At 65.8% G+C, this 18,247-nt stretch carries 12 protein-coding genes; 7 read left to right on the forward strand and 5 right to left on the reverse strand.

The features are described from left to right. Positions 1–1,241, forward strand: a 1,241-nt coding sequence (locus ACN0WF_RS09430) for an autotransporter outer membrane beta-barrel domain-containing protein (RefSeq protein ID WP_417772568.1), incomplete at its 5' end; no start/stop codon positions are given. 100 nt (positions 1,242–1,341) lie between these two features. Here ACN0WF_RS09430 and ACN0WF_RS09435 read toward each other — a convergent pair. After that, positions 1,342–1,572, reverse strand: a complete 231-nt coding sequence (locus tag ACN0WF_RS09435) for a hypothetical protein (protein WP_417772569.1) — start codon at positions 1,570–1,572, stop codon at positions 1,342–1,344. A 105-nt stretch (positions 1,573–1,677) separates the two neighbouring features. After that, positions 1,678–2,379, reverse strand: a complete 702-nt coding sequence (locus ACN0WF_RS09440; RefSeq protein ID WP_417772570.1) for a DAPG hydrolase family protein — start codon at positions 2,377–2,379, stop codon at positions 1,678–1,680. A 158-nt stretch (positions 2,380–2,537) separates the two neighbouring features. Between ACN0WF_RS09440 and ACN0WF_RS09445 the strand changes: the two genes are divergently transcribed. Together ACN0WF_RS09445 and ACN0WF_RS09450 are read left to right on the forward strand one after the other, a co-directional pair. Continuing rightward, entirely contained in the window at positions 2,538–3,140 is a 603-nt protein-coding gene (locus tag ACN0WF_RS09445; protein WP_417772571.1) for a TetR/AcrR family transcriptional regulator, read from the forward strand. Positions 3,141–3,337: 197 nt separating this feature from the next. Further along, on the forward strand, positions 3,338–4,357 hold the full coding sequence (locus tag ACN0WF_RS09450) for an Ldh family oxidoreductase (RefSeq protein ID WP_417772572.1): 1,020 nt from the start codon (positions 3,338–3,340) through the stop codon (positions 4,355–4,357). 12 nt (positions 4,358–4,369) lie between these two features. Here the strand turns inward: ACN0WF_RS09450 and ACN0WF_RS09455 are convergent, their stop codons facing one another. Both ACN0WF_RS09455 and ACN0WF_RS09460 read right to left on the reverse strand, forming a co-directional pair. Next, a complete protein-coding gene (locus ACN0WF_RS09455) occupies positions 4,370–8,440 on the reverse strand; it encodes a translocation/assembly module TamB domain-containing protein (RefSeq protein WP_417772573.1) in 4,071 nt (1,356 codons plus the stop codon). 360 nt (positions 8,441–8,800) lie between these two features. After that, positions 8,801–10,726 (reverse strand): autotransporter assembly complex protein TamA, encoded by a 1,926-nt coding sequence (locus tag ACN0WF_RS09460; RefSeq protein WP_417772574.1) that lies wholly within the window; start codon positions 10,724–10,726, stop codon positions 8,801–8,803. A gap of 523 nt (positions 10,727–11,249) precedes the next feature. On the opposite strand from ACN0WF_RS09460, the gene ACN0WF_RS09465 reads away from it, so the two are divergent. Genes ACN0WF_RS09465 through ACN0WF_RS09480 form a run of 4 tightly spaced genes read left to right on the forward strand, consistent with a single transcriptional unit; the run spans position 11,250 to position 16,790 of the window. Continuing rightward, positions 11,250–12,383, forward strand: coding sequence for a polysaccharide biosynthesis/export family protein (locus tag ACN0WF_RS09465; protein ID WP_417772575.1), 1,134 nt, complete (start codon positions 11,250–11,252; stop codon positions 12,381–12,383). 59 nt (positions 12,384–12,442) lie between these two features. Continuing rightward, positions 12,443–13,795, forward strand: coding sequence for a capsule biosynthesis protein (locus ACN0WF_RS09470; protein WP_417772576.1), 1,353 nt, complete (start codon positions 12,443–12,445; stop codon positions 13,793–13,795). A 41-nt stretch (positions 13,796–13,836) separates the two neighbouring features. Then, the gene (locus ACN0WF_RS09475; RefSeq protein WP_417772577.1) at positions 13,837–15,144 is read left to right on the forward strand and encodes a capsule biosynthesis protein; all 1,308 of its coding nucleotides are present in this window, start codon (positions 13,837–13,839) and stop codon (positions 15,142–15,144) included. Then, on the forward strand, positions 15,141–16,790 hold the full coding sequence (locus ACN0WF_RS09480) for a beta-3-deoxy-D-manno-oct-2-ulosonic acid transferase (RefSeq protein WP_417772578.1): 1,650 nt from the start codon (positions 15,141–15,143) through the stop codon (positions 16,788–16,790). Before ACN0WF_RS09475 ends, ACN0WF_RS09480 begins: the two co-directional genes overlap by 4 nt. A 25-nt stretch (positions 16,791–16,815) precedes the next feature. Here ACN0WF_RS09480 and ACN0WF_RS09485 read toward each other — a convergent pair whose 3' ends face one another. Next, complete coding sequence (locus tag ACN0WF_RS09485; protein WP_417772579.1) at positions 16,816–18,222, reverse strand: aminotransferase class I/II-fold pyridoxal phosphate-dependent enzyme; 1,407 nt, start codon at positions 18,220–18,222, stop codon at positions 16,816–16,818. Positions 18,223–18,247: the final 25 nt, after the last annotated feature.

Raw genomic sequence — 18,247 nt, forward strand, 5'->3', positions numbered from 1 at the left:
GCGAGTTCGACAGCGTCACCGACAATTACGCCTTCCTCGATGCCGCGCTGAGCTACACGGCGACCACGGTCGACCTGACGCTGACGCGCAACGACGTCATCATGTCCGACGTTGCAAGGACCCCGAACCAGATGGCGGTGGCCAAGTCGCTCGAAGGCACGCCCAACACCAATCCGCTGGTCCAGCAGATCATGGGCCTGTCGGACGACGGCGCCCGTGATGCCTTTGGCGGGCTTTCGGGCGAGGGGATCGCCACCATGCAGGGCGGCATGACACAGGACGCCAACCTGGTCGGCATGACGATTGCCACCCGCATCAGCCAGGCCTTAGACGAAGGCAGCTCGGCGCCCCCTCCCGGGGTCCAGATCGCCACCCATGGCGCACCCGACGGGCTCGGCGGCGACGCCTACACGCTGTGGATGCGCGCCTACGGCCTGCTCGGGTCGACGGATGCCACGGCGGCAACCGCAAGCGTCGACCGTTCGGCCGCTGGCGCCATGTTCGGCGCCGACACACAGCTGGGCATGGCCCGCGTCGGCGCCTTCATCGGCTACCAGTCGTCGGAATACGAGGTTGACGCGCTGAGGTCCTCCAGCCAGGCCAACAGCTACCAGATCGGCGCCTATGCGGGCACGCAGCTTGGAGCGGTTCGCCTGTCGGGCGGCGCCGGCTATACCTGGCACGACATCGACACGACCCGCAACGTGACGATCGGCGCGCTGAGCGAGCGGCTCACGGGCAAGACAAACGCTGGAACGGCCCAGGTCTTCGGCGAGATCGGCTATGTCTTCCGTCTCGAGGGGCAGGCCAACTGGCTGCAGCTCGAGCCCTTCGCCGGGCTGAACTACGTCTCCACGACCCTTGACGGCTACGGCGAAAGCGGCGGCGCCTCGGCGCTGACGGTCAGCAGCTCGACCAATGACGTGACCTTCACCACGCTGGGTGTCAGGACCTCGTCGGAGTTCGCCCTGCCCGGCGAGGGCCGCATGGCCCGGGTCTCGGCCATGGCCGGCTGGCGGCACGGCTTTGGCGACCTGACGCCGACCACCACCAACCGGATCGCTGGCGGCGCGGCCTTCACCGCTGAGGGCGCGCCGATCGCTGAGGATGTCGCCGTGCTCGGCGCCGGCCTGTCGCTCGACATCACCGACAACGCCAGGCTCGGCATCGACTATTCCGGACAGTTCGGGGACAGGGCTGCCGAGCACACCGGATCCGCGCGCTTCAGCCTCCGGTTCTGAGGACACGGAAAGTCCTGCAAGCCTCCGCGCCGTCCCGGCCAGCCGGCAGGCGGCGCTCCGAAAACGAAGCCTCTGGCGCCACGGCGCCGGGGGCTTTTTGTCAGATGGCCATGGAGCGGATCAGCGGCCCTTGAGAGAGAGCAAGACGGCTTCGCCGGGCCGGACGACCAGAGCGGTTCGGCCCGAGCGGCATGGCGCCTGTCCGGTTGCGGTTCAGAAATCTCACTTCGCGGGTTTCGGCGAACGCCTGCGTGGCCAGAAGGACGAGAAGCAGTGCCAGGCGCGTCAGCATGGCCCGCGCCGTCAGGTCATGCCCGTTCAGGCCGCTCACTCAGTCGGCCGACCTGAACGGGTATTGGCGACCTGCGGTTTGTGCGAACCCGACTTCGCCGGCCCAATCACGCGTCAGGTCGCCGACGCCGATTTCGCGCGCAGGTTACCAATAGCGGGGAACATCGTCTCGGTTCGCAGCGTCTCCCCAGTAGAGCGAGGGAAGCACCTTGGAGAGATAGGTGAACTCCGTGTAGCAGTGTTCAAGCAGGCCGAGACCGATCGCGTCGGGCACTTCGTGCCCGGTATCGGCTGCATCCTGGCCGAGGATGAAGCGGCTCCGGAGCACCGCTCCGTAGCTGGTGTCGCGCACGACATGCACCATCTGACCGTCTTTCGGGTCACCATTTCCATCTAGGGCCACATCGTCGCCAAAGCCGATGCGACCGTAGACCGCTGCCGAAACATGGCCGGCCTCGAGTGCCTTTCGGTAGGCCGATGGAGAGAAAACCTCGTCGGGCTTGTGAAACTTGATGACGGCGGCGACGGGCGGAATGTCACCCAGCGATTCAACCGCGCGGATCGTCGCGCCGACATAGCTCTTGCCCTTCTGCCAGTGCCGATCCCAACCGCGATGCTCTACGTGGTCAAGAGGATGCCACCAGTTCAGATGCCTGGTGGTATCGAATTCGGAAAACCACCAGTCAAGCATGCGTCCCTTGCAGCCATGCAGGTCCGTGCGAACAGCAACGGCCAGCGCGCCGCTTTCGAGCCGGCTGATGCCCGTCTCGAGACGCATGGGTGCGGGGTCCAAAAGCTCATCGATATAGGCGATGCCCGCCCGGGAGAAATCTGTAGCGACAGTCATGTCCATTCCTTTGTCATGGCCCTAATAAGGAAACGTTGAACGTTTCCTTATTAGGGCTTATGCCCGGCATCAGGGTTTGTCAAACGGAGCTTTCCTTGCCGACGTCCGCATCCAAGCAGCCAAGAGCACGGGGTCGCCCCCGGGTGCCGGAAGAGGTCTTGCGCGAGAAGGTTCTCGAAGCGGCCTCGCAGCTGGCGCTGGCCAACGGCTATTCGTCGATGACGATGGAGGCGGTGGCTCAGCACGCTGGCGTCGCCAAGAAGACGGTCTATCGCGTTGCCGCTAACCGACAGCAGTTGATGGGCCTTATTGTCTCCAACTGGACTGACACCGTCGTTCCGGCATTTCGTGTCGATGCCTCCGATCTCGAAGGTGCAAGGCTTATTCTCGAAGACATCCTCGTGACCATCGGCGAACGCGTGCTGACAGCGGAAGCCGTTGGCCTGTTCCGCCTTCTTGTCGAGGATGTGCCGGCGCGTGAGGAATTTCTCGCGATTTATGATCGCAACGGCATAGAGCGATCTCGCAACCTGTTGGCCGACTGGCTGTCGCGCCAGAGGACGGGCGGCGTCATCGACCTGGTCGACCCGGCAATGGCCGCGGACCTCATCCTCTCGATGGTCGTTGCCGAGCCTCTGCGTCGTATCGCCATCGGCATCGCTCCGCCTCAGCCGAACTGGGACATCCGTCCGCGCATCCGCGCAGCCCTTGACCTTCTGCGGTTGGAGGAGGCAGAGCAGTCGCGTGCCCCCGGACAATAGTCTGCTTCAGGCGCGCGGCCTGATCGATGCGACAGCAATGGCGACCTGGGGGCAAAAGGCCAGCCGCTGTCCGGCCGCGCCTTACTATGAGGCGTGTTGCCTCGCAATTGGGCTTGATCCGACCCGGCGGCGCGGATATCGCGGCAAGACGGCTTTCTTGCCGCGATGCCCTCCCGCCATCTTGAATGGATCTTCTCATGTCGCAATCCGTTTCGCTGTCTCTCGACGAAGCCCATACGCTTGCCGTCGAGGCGCTTGTGGCGAGCAGGACCTCACCGGAGGTCGCGGCATGCGTCGCGCGCGCGCTCGTTGCCTCGGAGGCCGATGGCCAGACCGGTCATGGCCTGTCGCGCATTCCCTCTTATGCGGTGCAGTCGCGTTCGGGGAAGGTCGACGGCTTTGCCCTGCCGGTCGCCGAGCGGGTGGCGCCGGGTGTCCTGCGTGTCGATGCCGGTTTCGGCTTTGCCTACCCCTCGTTCGAGCTCGTCTGCAACCGGCTGCCGGAGATTGTCGCGCAGACCGGGCTTGGCATTGCCGCCATCGCCCGTTCGCATCATTTCGGCCAGGCGGGGGCCCATTGCGAGCGGCTGGCTGAAAAAGGGCTGGTCGCCTTCGTCTTCGGCAACGCCCCCAAGGCCATCGCCCCCTGGGGTGGCAAGCGGCCGCTGTTTGGTACCAATCCGATTGCCTTTGCCGCTCCGGGCGGGCACGGCCGACCGGCTCTCGTCATCGATCTTGCCGTGTCGCGGGTGTCGCGCGGCAAGATCATGACCGCGCAGAAGCGGGGGCAGCCGATCCCTGAAGGCTGGGTGCTCGACCGCAACGGCCAGCCGACGACCGACGCCAACGAGGGAATGGTCGGAACGATGATTCCCATCGGTGAGGCGAAGGGAGCGGCGCTGGCGATGATGGTTGAGGTCATGTCGGCGGCACTCGTCGGCGCAAGTCTCGCCTTTGAGGCGTCGAGCCTGTTTTCGGGCGAGGGGCCCGCGCCCGACCTGGGGCAGACGGTGCTGGCCATCGATCCGGATCCCGTCTCGAGCGGCGCGTTCGCCGAGCGTATGACGACGCTTCTGGACGCTGTCGAGGCGGAGGAGGGGGCTCGTATCCCCGGTGCGCGTCGCCTTGCCGCCCGCGAGCAGGCAAAGAGGGTGGGGCTCTCCATCCCTGTCTCGGTTCATGCCGAAATCATGGACATCGTAGCCGGGCGCGTCTGAGGCGCCCCTCGCCTACTTGCCGAATTCACGCTCGAAGAAGATGCCGGCCTTCGATTCCCCATCGGCACCGACCTCTCCGCGCAGCTTGAGCGACTTGGTCACGTCGATGTCGACGGTGACCCGGCTCGATTCACCGGATGTGCCCTGCTTTACGCCAAGGTAGATGTTGTCGCTGAGGTATTTGCCGACCGCGAGCGAGGGCGAGCCGTCGCCGCTGGTGTCGATGTCGATCATGTCGACGCCGAGGGACTTGCGCAGCGAGCCGAGAGGCCCGTCAGAGCTTCCGCCGGTCAGCGCCAGAACCGACGCGCCGAGCTGGGCGATCTGTACCGGCGAGAGCTGGCTCATGGAGCGGCCGAAAAGGAACTGGGCAAGCACTTCGTCCTGCGGCAGTTGCGGTGACGAGGTGAAGGCGACATTCGGCCTCTGCGCGGGACCACTGACGGTGATCGTCACGGTTCCGGCTGAAGTCTGCGAGGTGGCGAGGAAATCGAGCCGCGGATCCAGCGAGCCCGAGAAGGTCACGATGCCGCGGTCGAATACCACCCGGCGCGTCAGGACGTTGAGGATACCACGCCGCATGTCGAAGGAGCCGACCGCCTGGGGGTTCGCGGTGGTGCCGACGATGCGCAGGGTTCCACCCATTTCCGCATCGAGGCCGCGTCCGCGCACGAAGATCCGGCCTGGGGCCGTGACGGTGACGTCGAGTGAGATCGGCTTGCCGCCTCCGCCGGAATCGCCCCCGCCTTCTCCCTGAAGGGCGAGGTCCTGAGCGCGCACCGATGCCGGTGCGTTGATGTGCGTCACGGTGAGCGGGTCGATGGCGCCCGGTAGGCTGCTGGGGATCGAGATATCCGCTCGCGCCAGTTTGACGGTTCCCGAAAGCAGCGCAGAGCGTCCGGCATCAGCCAGCGGGCCGGAGAGTTTCAGATCCGCGTCGACCGTGGCCTGTACGATCCGTCCGTCGGTGTAGGAGGCGCTGGCGAGCGTCACCGACAGGTCTGCCGGCATGGCACCATCCAGCCCGATCCGGCCGTTGACCGAAAGGGACCCTCCGGCCGCAACCCCGGCCTTCAGGGCGTTGATCGCCACGCCTGCATTGTCGATGGCCACGTTGCCGGAGAAGTTCTGCAGCGTCAGCCCGGACGAAAGCTGGGTCAGCCGCGCGTCGCGTGGTGTCAGCGATATGGCGTAGCGCGGTGCGGTCAGTGCGCCTGAAACCGTGCCGGACAAGGCGAGCGCGCCTTCTCCGGAAAAGCCGGAAAGGATGAGTTTCTGGCGTGCGGTCGCAAGCGGGACTGTTCCCGATAGGTTGATCGACAGGCTGCCGGGCGTTCCAAGTGTGACGGGGCCGGTGGCGACGAGGCTGAGCCCTTCCGAGCCTGAAACCTGTGTTGTCTGGGTGATGCGGTTGCCGCGCATCTGGCCGGTCGAGGAAACGGCGAGCGGATCAATGCCGTTGGCGCGAAGCTGTGCGGCCGAAAGCCCGGAAAGGGCAATCCGCCAGTCAACGGCCGGGTCCGAGGTGGCCCCGCCGACGGTGACGACGCCGGAGGCCGTGCCCGCGATGCCGAAGCCGGGGGCGAAGGCATTGGCCAGGGCGAGCGGCACCGAGGCGATATCAGCCTTGATGTCCAGTCGGTCGGCGGCGGTGCCGGAAATCGTCAGCCGGCCATCGCCAAGGCGCAGGCCAAGTGTTTCGATGCGGGTTTCCTTACCCGCCGACACGATGCGGGCAGGCTCAGCAAGGCGGGTCGCCAGGCCGAGGTAACGTCCGTCGAGGCTGTCGAGCGCGACGGTGAAACCATCGTCGGTGGGAGTGATGCGGGCAGCCAGGGCGACGCCGTCGGCCCTCTCGCCGCTGGCGAGGCGCGCGTCCAGCGTAACGTCGGTCGTTGCGCCTTGCGTGCTCGCAGTCAGGTCAAGTGTTGCGATGTCCTGCCCGCCGGCCGTTATCTTTCCGGCGCGGGCCTTGCCGCGCAGGGTGGGCGTGGTGAAGGGGGTTGTGGCGGTGGCCTCGGCCGAGAGCGTTCCGATCGTCGCGCCGGCCGCTGCGATGTCGTGTCCCGACAGGGTCAGCCGCGCAACGGGGGAGCCATCGTCCAGCGAGAGGGTGGCCTTGCCTTCGAGCGCGCCGGCGAGTTCCGTCAGAGCCAGGGCGGAAAAGGCTGAAAGGTCCGGGGCGTCGATGTCGATCTCGCCGGACAGGGTGCCGGTCGGATCGGAAAGGTCGGCAAGCTTGAAGTTGCCCGTGACGTTACTGTCGCCCGACGCGAGCCGGAGAGTGCGGGCAGCGATGCCGTCGCCATCTGGAACGATGGAGACCGTGCCCTCGACCGGGTAGCCGTCGACGGTCGCCGACAGGTCGAGGTCGGCGGACAGGGCGCCGGGGCTGGTCGAGACGTCCGCGGCGAGCGTGAGGTTCTGCACCGGCTTGCCGCTCAGGGTCAGCGCGTCGGCCTTCGCGGTGGCGGAAACGTCGGGTCCGGCGGTCGCGCCCTTTGCGGTTCCGGAGATGACGAGACCTCCGCCGACACGCGGATCAAGCATGGCGAGGTCGCTGGCGGACAGGGTGAAGGACGTGTCGAGATCGTCCGGCGACACGGTGCCCCTGGCCTCGACGGTGACCGGGCGTGTCGTCACCTTGAAGTTCTCGATGTCGGCGCTGCTTGCGGCAAGATCCACAGACGCCCGGGCTGAGACCGTCACGGGGCCGGCGAAGGGATCCGCGCCCTCCATACGGGGATCCAATCGGCCGATCCGGGCTTCGAGAGCCAGTGGTAGCGGCTCGGCAAGGTCGGTTGTGTCGAGTGCCTGGCCCGAAACGGTGGCCGTGAGATCCGAGATGCGCGCCTCGGTGGTTTCGAGAGAGATGGCATCAAGTTTCACGGACCAGTCGAGCGCTGTGAGCCGTCCCTTCGCGGCGAGGTCCAAGCGGGTCTTGCCGAGCGTGACGCGCCGGTCCGGCAGTTCCAGCGCAATCATCGCGCCCTCGCCGGCGGAGACGGTGGCGTCGGCGGTCAGGTCGGCGACGGTGTCCTCGCCACTGCCGGTGAGCGTGCCTCCAAAGTGGGCGGAGAGCGTGTCGGTCGTGATCTCTCCGTTCACCGAGCGCGGGGTGAAGTCGTCCGCGATCTCCGCGGTAACGTCGAGCTGCGTCCTGCCCATCAGCAACGCTTCGGCGATGGGCGGAGCGAGCGGTGCCACCTCACCGGAAAGCTGCGCGACGAGCCGGCGCCCTGTCGACGTCGCCGCCATCGCGGCGGTGCCGGCGATCTCCGTCTTGCCATCCAGGGCCAGGGCAAGCTCTGACTTCCAGTCGTCGAGCGGTCCGTCGCCCTTGAGGGTGAAGTCGACCGCCGGCAGGCCTTCGATGTCGAGCAGCCTTGCAGTCAGTCCACCGCGCGGCTCCCTGGCGGTGATCTCGAAGGTGAGCGTGTCGGCCTGCGGAGCGAAGCGCAGCCGCGCGTTGATCTCGCCTTCGGTGCCATCGCGGCGGGCGATCATCGCGTTGAGTTCAGCAGACTGCGGATCGGCGGTGATGCGTGCGTTTGCCTGGGCGGCGAGCTTGACGGCCAGTCCGGCGACGGCCTCGCCGAGGATGATCTCCGGGATCTCGGCCTGGGCGAGCCTCATCGCTGGCAAGCCGGGCAATCCGCCTCCGCCACTTTTGGCCGAGGCGTCGGCGGGCTCTGTCGATGCTTCCGGCAGTCGGGCGAGATAGAGCCTCTCGATGCGGGCACGGTCGACGACGATCCGTCGGCTGAGCAGTGCCGAGGGTTGCCAGTCGAGCGCGAGGCCGTCGAGCGTCAGATAGACGCCGGCTGCATCGCCGACCTCCACATGCGCGATGCGCGTATCAAGGCCCCAGCTGACGGCCAGGCCGGAGACCTTCAACTGCAGGTCCGGGCCGGAAGCGAAATAGGTGATGAGGCGCTCGGCTCCAACCCGACCCACCGATGTCTGGAGAGCGGCGAGCGCTCCGAGCGCCACCAGCGCAACGACGAGTATGACGCCGACGGCGACACGCAGCAGCACGCCCGTCGTGGCTAGCAGGAGGCGGAAGGGGCGGTTCACCGTCACGGTCGTCCTCTGGTCGCTGCCCGATGCAGCGAATTGAATCCTGTTTCAGTCACTTGTCGGCGATCGTTGAAGCCAAATCATGGCATGCGCAGCCGCCGGACTGAATCGATGTGTGAAGTTCTTGATTCTGAATCGGAATTTCAAGAACTCCAGTGAAACCCCTGGCCGGACTCGAACTTTCGCTGTCGCCGACCAGGGCGCATGCAGTGGTCGAGGGTCTGGGAGGGCATGTTGTCGCCTGCGTTCCACCTTTGCCCCAGGTTGGCGGAAAAAGCGTTTTGCATCAGGTGTTTGAGAAAAGGTTCGGAATCGGATCCTTGCCTGCTGCTCGACGGAGGGAAATGGCCGGGTTGCCGGCCCTCAGAAAGCCTGGCTCAGGCCGACGTAGATCGCGAACTTCGGGTCGTCCTTTTCCGGCTGGAGCGGCACGGCAACATCGAAGCGGAGCGGACCGACGGGTGTGAAGTAGCGGATGCCCGCGCCGACGCCGACCTTCAGGCCGTCGGTGAAATCGGGGTACATGGCGTCGTAGCTGTTGCCCGCGTCCACGAAGCCGACGAGGCCGATGGTTTCGGTGATCTTGGTGCGCAGTTCCGCCGAGGCCTCGACGAAGCTGCGTCCGCCCGTGACCTCGCCGTTGAGGCGCGGGCCGACGTTCCGGTAGGCGTAGCCTCGGATCGAGCCGCCGCCACCGGAGAAGTAGCGTCTTGCCGCCGGCACGTCCCGGACCGAGGGGGCGATGATGCTGCCCACGCCAAGCCGCCCGGCGAGCACGAACCGACCGGCGTCGTCGATGGCCTGATAGGTCGAGACCTGTGCCTTGGTGAACAGCATGAAGTGCTTGTTCAGCGCATCATAGGCAGGCTCGGCGAAGATCAGGGCGTTGATGCCCTTCGTCGGATTGAGCAGGTCGTCGCGGGTGTCATAGGTGATCTGCCCGATAACGCCGCCCAGCAGATATTCGTTGTCGCCGAAGACGTCCTGCTCGTTGGCATACTGGATCTCTCCGCCGATGCGCACCGAAAGGGCATCGCTGAGTTCGCGCGTCACGAAGGCATCCGCGGTGATGTTGCGGCTGCGATAGGCGTCGGGAATTTCCTGGCGCGCGCCGAGGCTTGTCGTGAAGGTCGTCAACGGGCCGAAGGCCCCTGGCTTCTCGAAGGCGATGCGCGCTGAATACTCGAGATCGTCGAGGGCGTTGTCGCCAAGCCGCCCGACCGCCCCCTCGATCGAAAGCAGCTCTCCGCGGCCAAAGAGGTTCCGTCGGCGCCAGTAGGATTCGACACCGAAGCCCTCAGAACTCGACCAGTTGGCACCGGCGCCGATGACGTTGCGCTTGCGCTCTGAGACCTCGATGGTCATCGGCAGCGATCCATCGGGGCCGACTTCGTCGCCGGCGACGATAAGCACCGACGAGAAGATGCCGAGTTCGGTGAGCCGCTTGCGCGCGCGCTCTATCTCGGCCGGATCGTATTGCGCGCCCTCAGGCAGCATCGCCTGGGAGATGATGAAGTCCGGATCCGTAACCTGCGCACCGGTGACCGTGACCGTGCCGAATCGCGCCTTCGGTCCGGTGCTTGCGGTCAGCTCCACGTCGAGACGACTGGTCTTGTGATCGGCGACGATCTTGCGGCGCTCGATGCGGGCAAAGGCATAGCCCGAATTCTGGAGGTCGCGCAGGATCCGCGCTTCGGCGCGCAACACCCGCTCGGATCTCGCCGTCTCTCCCTGGACGAGATCGTAAGAGGACGGGGCGTCGAGAGCCGGGGCCTGGTTGCCGAGCGCGTCCACCGAAACGTCGCCGAACGTGAAGAGCGGTCCCGGATCGACGGTGATGTGCACCGGCACCGGCCGGGGGCCGGGCAGGGAGGGCATTCTAAGGGCCGCCTCGAGCGTCAGTCCGGCAAGTCTGATGTCGACGGTTCCGCCGTAGTAGCCGGCCATGTAGAGCCGGCCGACCAGGCGCTCCAGATCCGAGTTCGCGCGTGCGATCAGCCCTGCCTCGCCCGAGGGCGGTTCCTCGGCCTTGGAGACCAGCTCGGATGCTTCGGCCAGCGCGGTGTTGAGATCGTCGTCGCCCTTGACGTCGAGGGTGACCGTATAAGGAAAGGGATCGGAGACCGCGAGGCCCTGCTGCTCGTCGGACTTGCCGAAAGGAAGCCAGCCGAACAGGTCGAGCGCATTTGCCGGAAGCGGCGCAAGGCACAGCATCACCGCCGCCGCACCCGCCAGCACGAGACGCGTGTCGCCCCTGCTGCCGGCGGTCCTGCCTGCACGACCGTTCAAGCCGGTCGGCCCGATGTCCTCGCAAATACGCACGAGATCTGCCGAATGTCCTCTACGCGGGCCTCTCAGAAAAAAGGAGGCCCCGTCATCATGTTAGCCGCGATTGGTTGACCGGTTGTGAACCTGCACGCAATCACCTGAAGCGGTATGCCACGAAACGCGGAGAATGACGAATCCCGGTGTCCTCGCCGCAGTTGCCCGGCGAAGATATCCGGTTGAGATTGCGCATTCTGGCTGGGTGCAATCGATGGATATCCAGTTTCTCTGTGCATTTGCGTGACGCCTGCGCCACAGCATCGGCGTAATCGGGAGATGCCGGGGAAGCCTGACCGATTTTTCTCAAAACCTTTCTATTTGATTTACCCTTCTGTCCAAGGATGTTGCCGAAAGACAACATGCGTTTGAGTCGCTCTCGCCGTGTCGCTTCGTGCTTGGACAGGCCATTCTGCAAGTGCTAACAGGACATGGCGGTTTGGGTGGATGGCATGGGGTCGGCACGCTGATCTGCTTGGTAGGAACTTGAATGCGCTTTTTGATTCCAGTTCTCCTGTCCTCAGTTCTTGCTGCCTGCGGCGGTCTTCCGGGTCAGGGGCCTTCGGCGATCACCATTTCGTCGGAAGACATCGAGGGCGACGCGGTCCGTTCGGATTACGTCCTGCTGTCTCTTGATCGTCAGGCCGTCGAAACCGTTTCGAACCACCGTCCGGCTCTTTTCTCCAAGCAGTTCTCCAAGGTTCCGGGCCGTGGGCATTCGACCCGCATCGGCATCGGCGACCGATTGGTCGTCTCCATCTGGGAAGCAGCCGCGGACGGACTGTTCTCGACGTCCGAGGGCAAGCAGGTTTCCGTGCCCGCCGTCGTCGACGAGAGCGGCTATATCTTCATGCCCTACGCTGGGCGCATTCATGCCGCCGACCAAAGCGTCGAGGGTTTGCGTGTTGCCATCCAGGAGCGTCTCAAGGGCAAGGCGATCGAGCCGCAGGTTCTTGTCTCCGTCGAAGGCAATGAGAGCAGTGGCGTGGTCGTGGTCGGCGACGTCATGAAGCCGGGTCAGTACACCATGTCGGTGCGTGGCATGCGCCTGCTTGAGGCGGTCGCCAAGGCAGGCGGTTCACGCGAGGCGACTTATGAGACGGTGGTAACCGTCAAGCGCGGCCGTGCCTCGGGCGAGGCGCGGATGGTCGACCTTATCGAATATCCGGAAAACAACATCTGGCTGTCGCCCGGCGACAACATCCTGGTCACCCACAAGCCGCGTACATTCTCCGCCTTCGGTGCGGTGCAGACGACGCAGCTGGTTCCGTTCAAGACGGAGTCGGTGACCCTGGCCGAAGGGCTTGCCCAGGTCGGTGGCCTCAAGGACTTCTTCGCCGACGCGAGTGGTATTTTCCTGTTCCGCTTCGAGGATCGTAACCTCGTTCGCAAGCTCAGGGGCGATGTCGTCAACAAGTTGCCGCAGGCGCGCATCCCGGTTGTCTACAAGTTGAACTTGCGTGAGGCGGGCGCGTTCTTCCTTGCCCGCTCGTTCGAGATGCGCGACAAGGATATCATCTACGTTGCGAACCATCCGACGGCAGAGTTCGGCAAGTTCCTGCAGATCATCGGGCCGCTCCTGTCGAATGTGTCCACCGTGAATGCCCTGACCACCGCCGACTGACCGTCCGGGCCGGCCTCGGCCCGGATTCAAGGGCGAGCGGGAAGGGATCCTGACGACACATGCAACCCCAGATCGAAGTTCGCACTGTCCTGTTTCTGCAAGGGCCTCCGTCGGACTTTCCGCGCGTTGTCGCCGACGCGCTCGCCGCGCGCGGTCACCGGACGCTGCGGATCAACTTCAGCCTCTCCGACTGGGTTCTCTGGCACGACACGCGCTGCAGTAGCTTTCGCGGGCGTCTGGCCGATTGGCCGGAGTTCCTGGAGACGTTCCTGAGGGAGCACGGCGTCACCCACATCGTCTGCTATCAGGACAGGTTCCCCTATCATTCGGCAGCGCTGGAGGTGGCGCGCCGGCTGGGGGTGGCGGTGATAGCCTATGAGAATGGCTATCTGCGCCCGGACTGGATCACCGCCGAGCTCGACGGCATGTCGGTGCGTTCGCGCTTTCCGTCCGATCCCGCCCAGATACACGCGGCGGCGGCCTCGCTGGCTCCGGTCGACATAAAGCTGCGCTATCCGCATCCGTTCTGGCTGGAAGCTGTCCACGAAGTGGTGTTTCACGTCGTCAACGCCTTGGATTTCCTTGTCTTCCGGAACTTCGATCAGGACAAGTTCTATCACCCGATCTTCGAGTACCTCTCGATGATCCCCCGTCTGGTGCTGGGCAAGAGGCGCGACCGGCTCGCCAACGTCCTGATCGAGGACCTGATCGAATCGGGTGCTCCTTATTTCGTCTTTCCGTTGCAGCTCCAGAGCGACTACCAGTTGCGCTACAATGCGCCGTTCGGGCATCTCTCTGAAGCGCTGGACAAGGTGATTGCCTCCTTTGCCGCGCATGCGCATGAGGCCGCGCGGCTTGTCGTCAAGATCCATCCGATGGATCAGGGCATCGAGCCATGGCGTCGGATCGTGCGCAATCTCGCCCGCCGGCACGGGGTGAAGCGACGGGTGCATGTGGTCGACGGCGGCCACCTTGTAACGCTGCTCCAGCACACCGCCGGCGCGCTGATGGTCAACAGCACCACCGGTCTGCACGCAGTCCGCCTGAGATGCCCGGTCAAGGTGCTCGGCATTGCCGTCTACGATATGCCCGGGCTGACCTGCCAACTGTCGCTGGACCGGTTCTGGCGAACCCCTCAGGTCCCTGAGGTCGAGACCTGTGACGCGGTTCAGCGGCTGATGGCGCATTCCATCCAGGTGCAGGGCAACTTTTATACGCGCGAGGGCAAGACCGCCGCCGCTGTGGAACTTGCACGCCGGATCGAGGAAGGGACCATCAATCTTCCCGGCGCCAACGAAGTGCCCGCACCCCGTATTGAGCGGGCGCGAAGCCTGGGCATTCCCGTCGATTTCGAGGGCGAGATGGCGGCGCGTGGTCGCACCGGCCTGTGGCGCCGGGCGTGGCGCGGATGAGCAGGGCGCCCGAACCCGCCGGCCTAGTCGACGGCAGCGATATGCGAAGCAGCGCCTTGCGCAGCGGCGACCGGCAAAGGCACTACCTCTTCCTTCAGGGGCCTTTGTCCGCGCTTTACCGGCGAATCGGCGCCGAGCTTGCCCGAGCCGGACACCGCGTCTCGCGGATCAACTTCTGCGCGGGTGACTGGCTCGACTGGCCCGGCGCCACGGCGCGCTCCTATCGCGGCCCCTATTCCGCCTGGCCGGATCACATCGCCGATTTTCTTGACCGCGAGGTGGTGACCGATCTCGTGCTGCACGGCGATACGCGCCCCTACCATCGCGAGGCGGCGCTGGCGGCACAGGCGCGTGGCCTTGCCGTGCATGTCAGCGAACTTGGCCTGTTGCGCCCGGGCTTCATGACGCTGGAGCGCGGCGGGCTTGTGACGCTGAGCCGCTTTCCCGCCAATCCGCAGAGCGTGCGGGCCATTGCGAACCAGGCTGAACCGGTTGATCTGTCGCCACGCTTTCCCGGGTCCTTCACTCTGGAAGCCTGGCAGGACGTCACCTACCACCTCGCCAATGTCCTGCTGTCCTTTCGCTATCCCCACCACCGCCGCCACACGCCGCAGGCCCCGCTTGCCGACTACGCCTGCTGGGCTCGACGGTTGCTAGGGTCTTCCGCGCGCAAGGCGGCAGCCGAAAGGGCGGAGCGGGCGCATCTCCGCAGGGCGCGGCCGTTTTTCCTGTTGCCGCTTCAGGTCGAGGGCGACTATCAGGTCCGCGTCCATTCGCCATTCGGGACCATGCGGCAGGCGCTGGAGCACATCCTCGCATCCTTCGCCACGCATGCGCCTGCTCATGTCGACCTTCTCGTGAAGACACACCCGCTCGACAATGGTGCAAGCGACTGGCGAGCCGTGATCGCCAGTTCCAGTGCGGGGCGCGCGCTCGGCGAACGGGTCGTCCTGTTGGATGGCGGAAGGCTCGATACGCTGCTTGCAAGGGCACAGGGCGTTGTAACCGTCAATTCGACGGCGGGCCTCGAGGCGCTGCGCGCCGGTGTGCCGGTCAAGGCATTGGCACCGGCGCTCTACGACATGCCCGGCCTGACCCATCAGGGTGGGCTCGACGGCTTCTGGCAGGCACCGAAGCCGGCGGAGCCGGAACTGGTCGTCGACTTCGTGACAGCCCTTGCAGCAACCACGCAGGTGCGCGGGTCCATTCACAACCGGGAGGGCCTTGGCGTCGCGGTTCGCGAAATCACGTCACGGCTTCTCGAGCCTGCGTTTCCAGAGCCTGCCTGGATGAGCGAGGCGCCGCCGCCACGGCTTGCCGCCGCGCGCATACTCGGTGTGCGGCTGTGAGCCGGGTCGCCTTCTTCCAAAAGAGCGGGACGAGGATCCTCGAGCCGAAGCTTCACCCCCATCGCCGGCTGATCGCGGCCGCCTTTTCGGGCCTCGAGAAAAACACCGCTGCGTCGGTTGTCGTGGGGATCGACAGCGCGACACATGCCCGGGCCGTCGGGGTCGCGCGTGCGACCGGCTACGGTTTGTTTCTCGCCGATGTGGTGCCGGTTCCAGCCCTTCCCGCGCCGTTCGACCCGCAAACGGTCCTGTTGCTTCTGCAGCCCGTCTTGCCGGACGTTCTGGAACAGACGCCATCCGGCGATGTCGCCAGCCTGTTTGCTGCTGGCGATCGTGGCGATGACCGGCAGGAGCGCGAGGCCTGCGCGGTTCCGCCCGAGTGCCCGCTTGGGCAAGCGGTGGCGGAACGGCTCTCCGCGCTTGGCGTTCCTGCCGGCGAACTGGATGTGGCCGCGGCCGTTGCCGGGGCGGTTCTCTGGCCGTGCCCCTATGGCCGGGGCGAGGGGCTTGCCGGAGCGATGGCGACCGGCCTTCTCGATACGCTTGCAAGGCGCGATGCGGCGCTGGACGGCGGCCCCTTCTTTGCCTTCGGCGTGCGCCGTTGGAACAGGGAGGCGGTTGCGGCCGCCTTCCGCCGGTCCGGTGGGGCGGTCACGTTCTGTCAGGACGCGCGCAGCGCCATCGGACAGGCGCGGGCCGTGAACGGCCGCGTGCTTGGCTGGGCCGGGCGGGTTGCGCTGCAAGATGAGGCCCTCGCGGATGCCGCCGGCGTTTCGCTTTGGCGGATAGAGGACGGTTTCCTGCGGTCGGTCGGTCTCGGGGCGGGGCTTGCGCGCGGCGCGTCCTACGCGTTCGACCCGGAGGGGATCTACTTCGATGCCACGCGCGAAAGCCGGCTGGAACGCCTGATCGCGGGAACGCGGCTGACGGAGGCGGAGAGATGCCGCGCCCGCCGGCTGCGCGAAATGCTCTGCCTCTCCGGCCTGACCAAATACAACACCGCCGCGGATCGTACCCACACACCGGCCCGTCCGGTGGACCGGCCGGTCCTCCTGGTGCCCGGTCAGGTGGCGGATGATGCCGGCGTGCGCCTGTCGCGCTCCGATGTCATCGATTGCGCAAACTGCGCCAACATCAATCTGGAACTCTTGCGCCAGGTCCGGGCACGCAATCCGCGCGCGCATATCCTCTACAAGCCGCATCCGGACGTGGAGGCGGGATTGAGGGCCGGGCGGATCGCGCCGGAGGCTCTGGCCGGACTGGCGGATGCTGTGGTGACGGGCGTTTCCCTGCCATCCCTTCTGCCCGCCGTCGACCGGGTGGAAACATTCTCGTCGCTTGCGGGGTTCGAGGCGTTGCTGCGTGGCGTGCCGGTGAGCGTTTACGGGATGCCCTTCTATGCCGGCTGGGGGTTGACGCAGGATCTTACAGAAGCCCCCAGGCGGAGAAAGGGCATAGAGCTCGAGGCGCTCGTTCACGCCGCCTATGTCGCCTATCCGTTCTGCGTCGACCCACTGACCCTGCTGCCTTGTCCGCCCGAGTTTCTGGCCGAACGGCTGGTGCATCTTCGGGCAAGCCGGAGGCACAGGCTCGTTCAGGAGCTGAGGCAGAAGATCTCCTGGCTTGGGCGCAGGCTCGGGCTTTGATCCGCCGACCGATCCGGGGTACGCGTCAATCCTTGCGCCGGGCGCTCTCCACGAGGGAGCCGAAGCCGACGTTGTCGGCTCGGATCGCGGCGAGCTCTTCGGCCGTGACGGCAACCGCGCGCTCAATCTGCTCAGGCGTGTGTTCACTGGTGATGAAGAAGCGGATTCGCGCCGATTTCTCCGCAACGGCGGGGAAGATGATCGGCAGCGCGTTTACCCCCCGCTTGAGAAGGCGGTTCGAGAGCGAGGCGGCGCCGATGGAATCTCCGACGATGACCGGCACGACGCTGAGCCCGGCGCTGGGGCCGGTATCGAGCCCGGCGGCACGCGCCTTTTCCAGGAAGAGCCGGCCATTGTCCGCAAGCCGCGCCACGCGCTCCGGCTCGCGGATCATGATGCGGCAACAAGCGGTGGCCGCCGCCGCCAGCACCGGCGACAGGCCGACGGAAAACACGAACCCGGGCGCGCTCGCCCGCAGGTAGTCGCAAAGCGCCTTGGAGCCTGCGATATAGCCGCCGCAGGAGGCAAGCGTCTTCGACAGCGTGCCCATCCACATCTCGACGGAATTCGGATCAACGCCGAAATGCTCTGCCAGTCCGCGCCCGGACTTGCCGAGAACCCCAAGTGCATGGGCTTCGTCGACCATCAGCCAGCAGTCGAAATTGCTCTTGAGAGAGAGCAGGCGCGGCAGGTCCGGGAAATCTCCGTCCATGCTGTAGATGCCCTCGACCACGATCAGGACATGCTCGTAATTGTGTCTGTGACGCACGAGCATGGCTTCCAGGGCATCGAGGTCGCCATGGGGGAACGTCAGGCGCGTGGCATGGGACAGGCGCGCGCCCTCGCTGACCGAATTGTGGATCAGCGCGTCGACAATGATCAGGTCGTTGCTGCCCATCAGATGGCCGATGGTGGTCACGTTCGTGGCGTGCCCGCTCACCATGACGACCGCATCCTCGGTGCCATAAAGCTCGGCGAGCGCGTCCTCGAGTTCGCGGTGTACCGGACGTTCGCCCGCGACGACACGGCTCGCGGAGGCGCTGGTGCCATAGTCGGTGAGCGCTTTTTCGGCGGCCGCGCGCACTTCCGGGTGCCCGTTGAGCCCAAGATAGTTGTAGGAGGAGAAATTGTCGTGCACCGCGCCGTCGATCATCGTCGTTGGCCCGGCGATGCCGTCGTGAGAGCGGAAGAACGGGTTCTCCAGGCCGATCATGTCGGCCGCCGCCCGGTGCATGCGCAATTGGCGCAGCTGCGGCAACTGGGAAAAGTCGAAGGCGCGTACGGGCGCGGAGGCAAACGACGGGGCGTCGGCGGGTGCGCCGGCTTCGGGGCGACGCTCGCGTGCCGCCTTGTGCCCGGCGCGAAGCGATTTTACGAGCGCCTTGCGGTTGCTCTGGTCCGGCTTCGCGCCGGCTGGAAGGTCATCGCTCACGGTGTCTCCTTGGGCCGGACTGCGG

The organism is Stappia sp. (assembly GCF_048268045.1).
GTDB lineage: Bacteria > Pseudomonadota > Alphaproteobacteria > Rhizobiales > Stappiaceae > Stappia.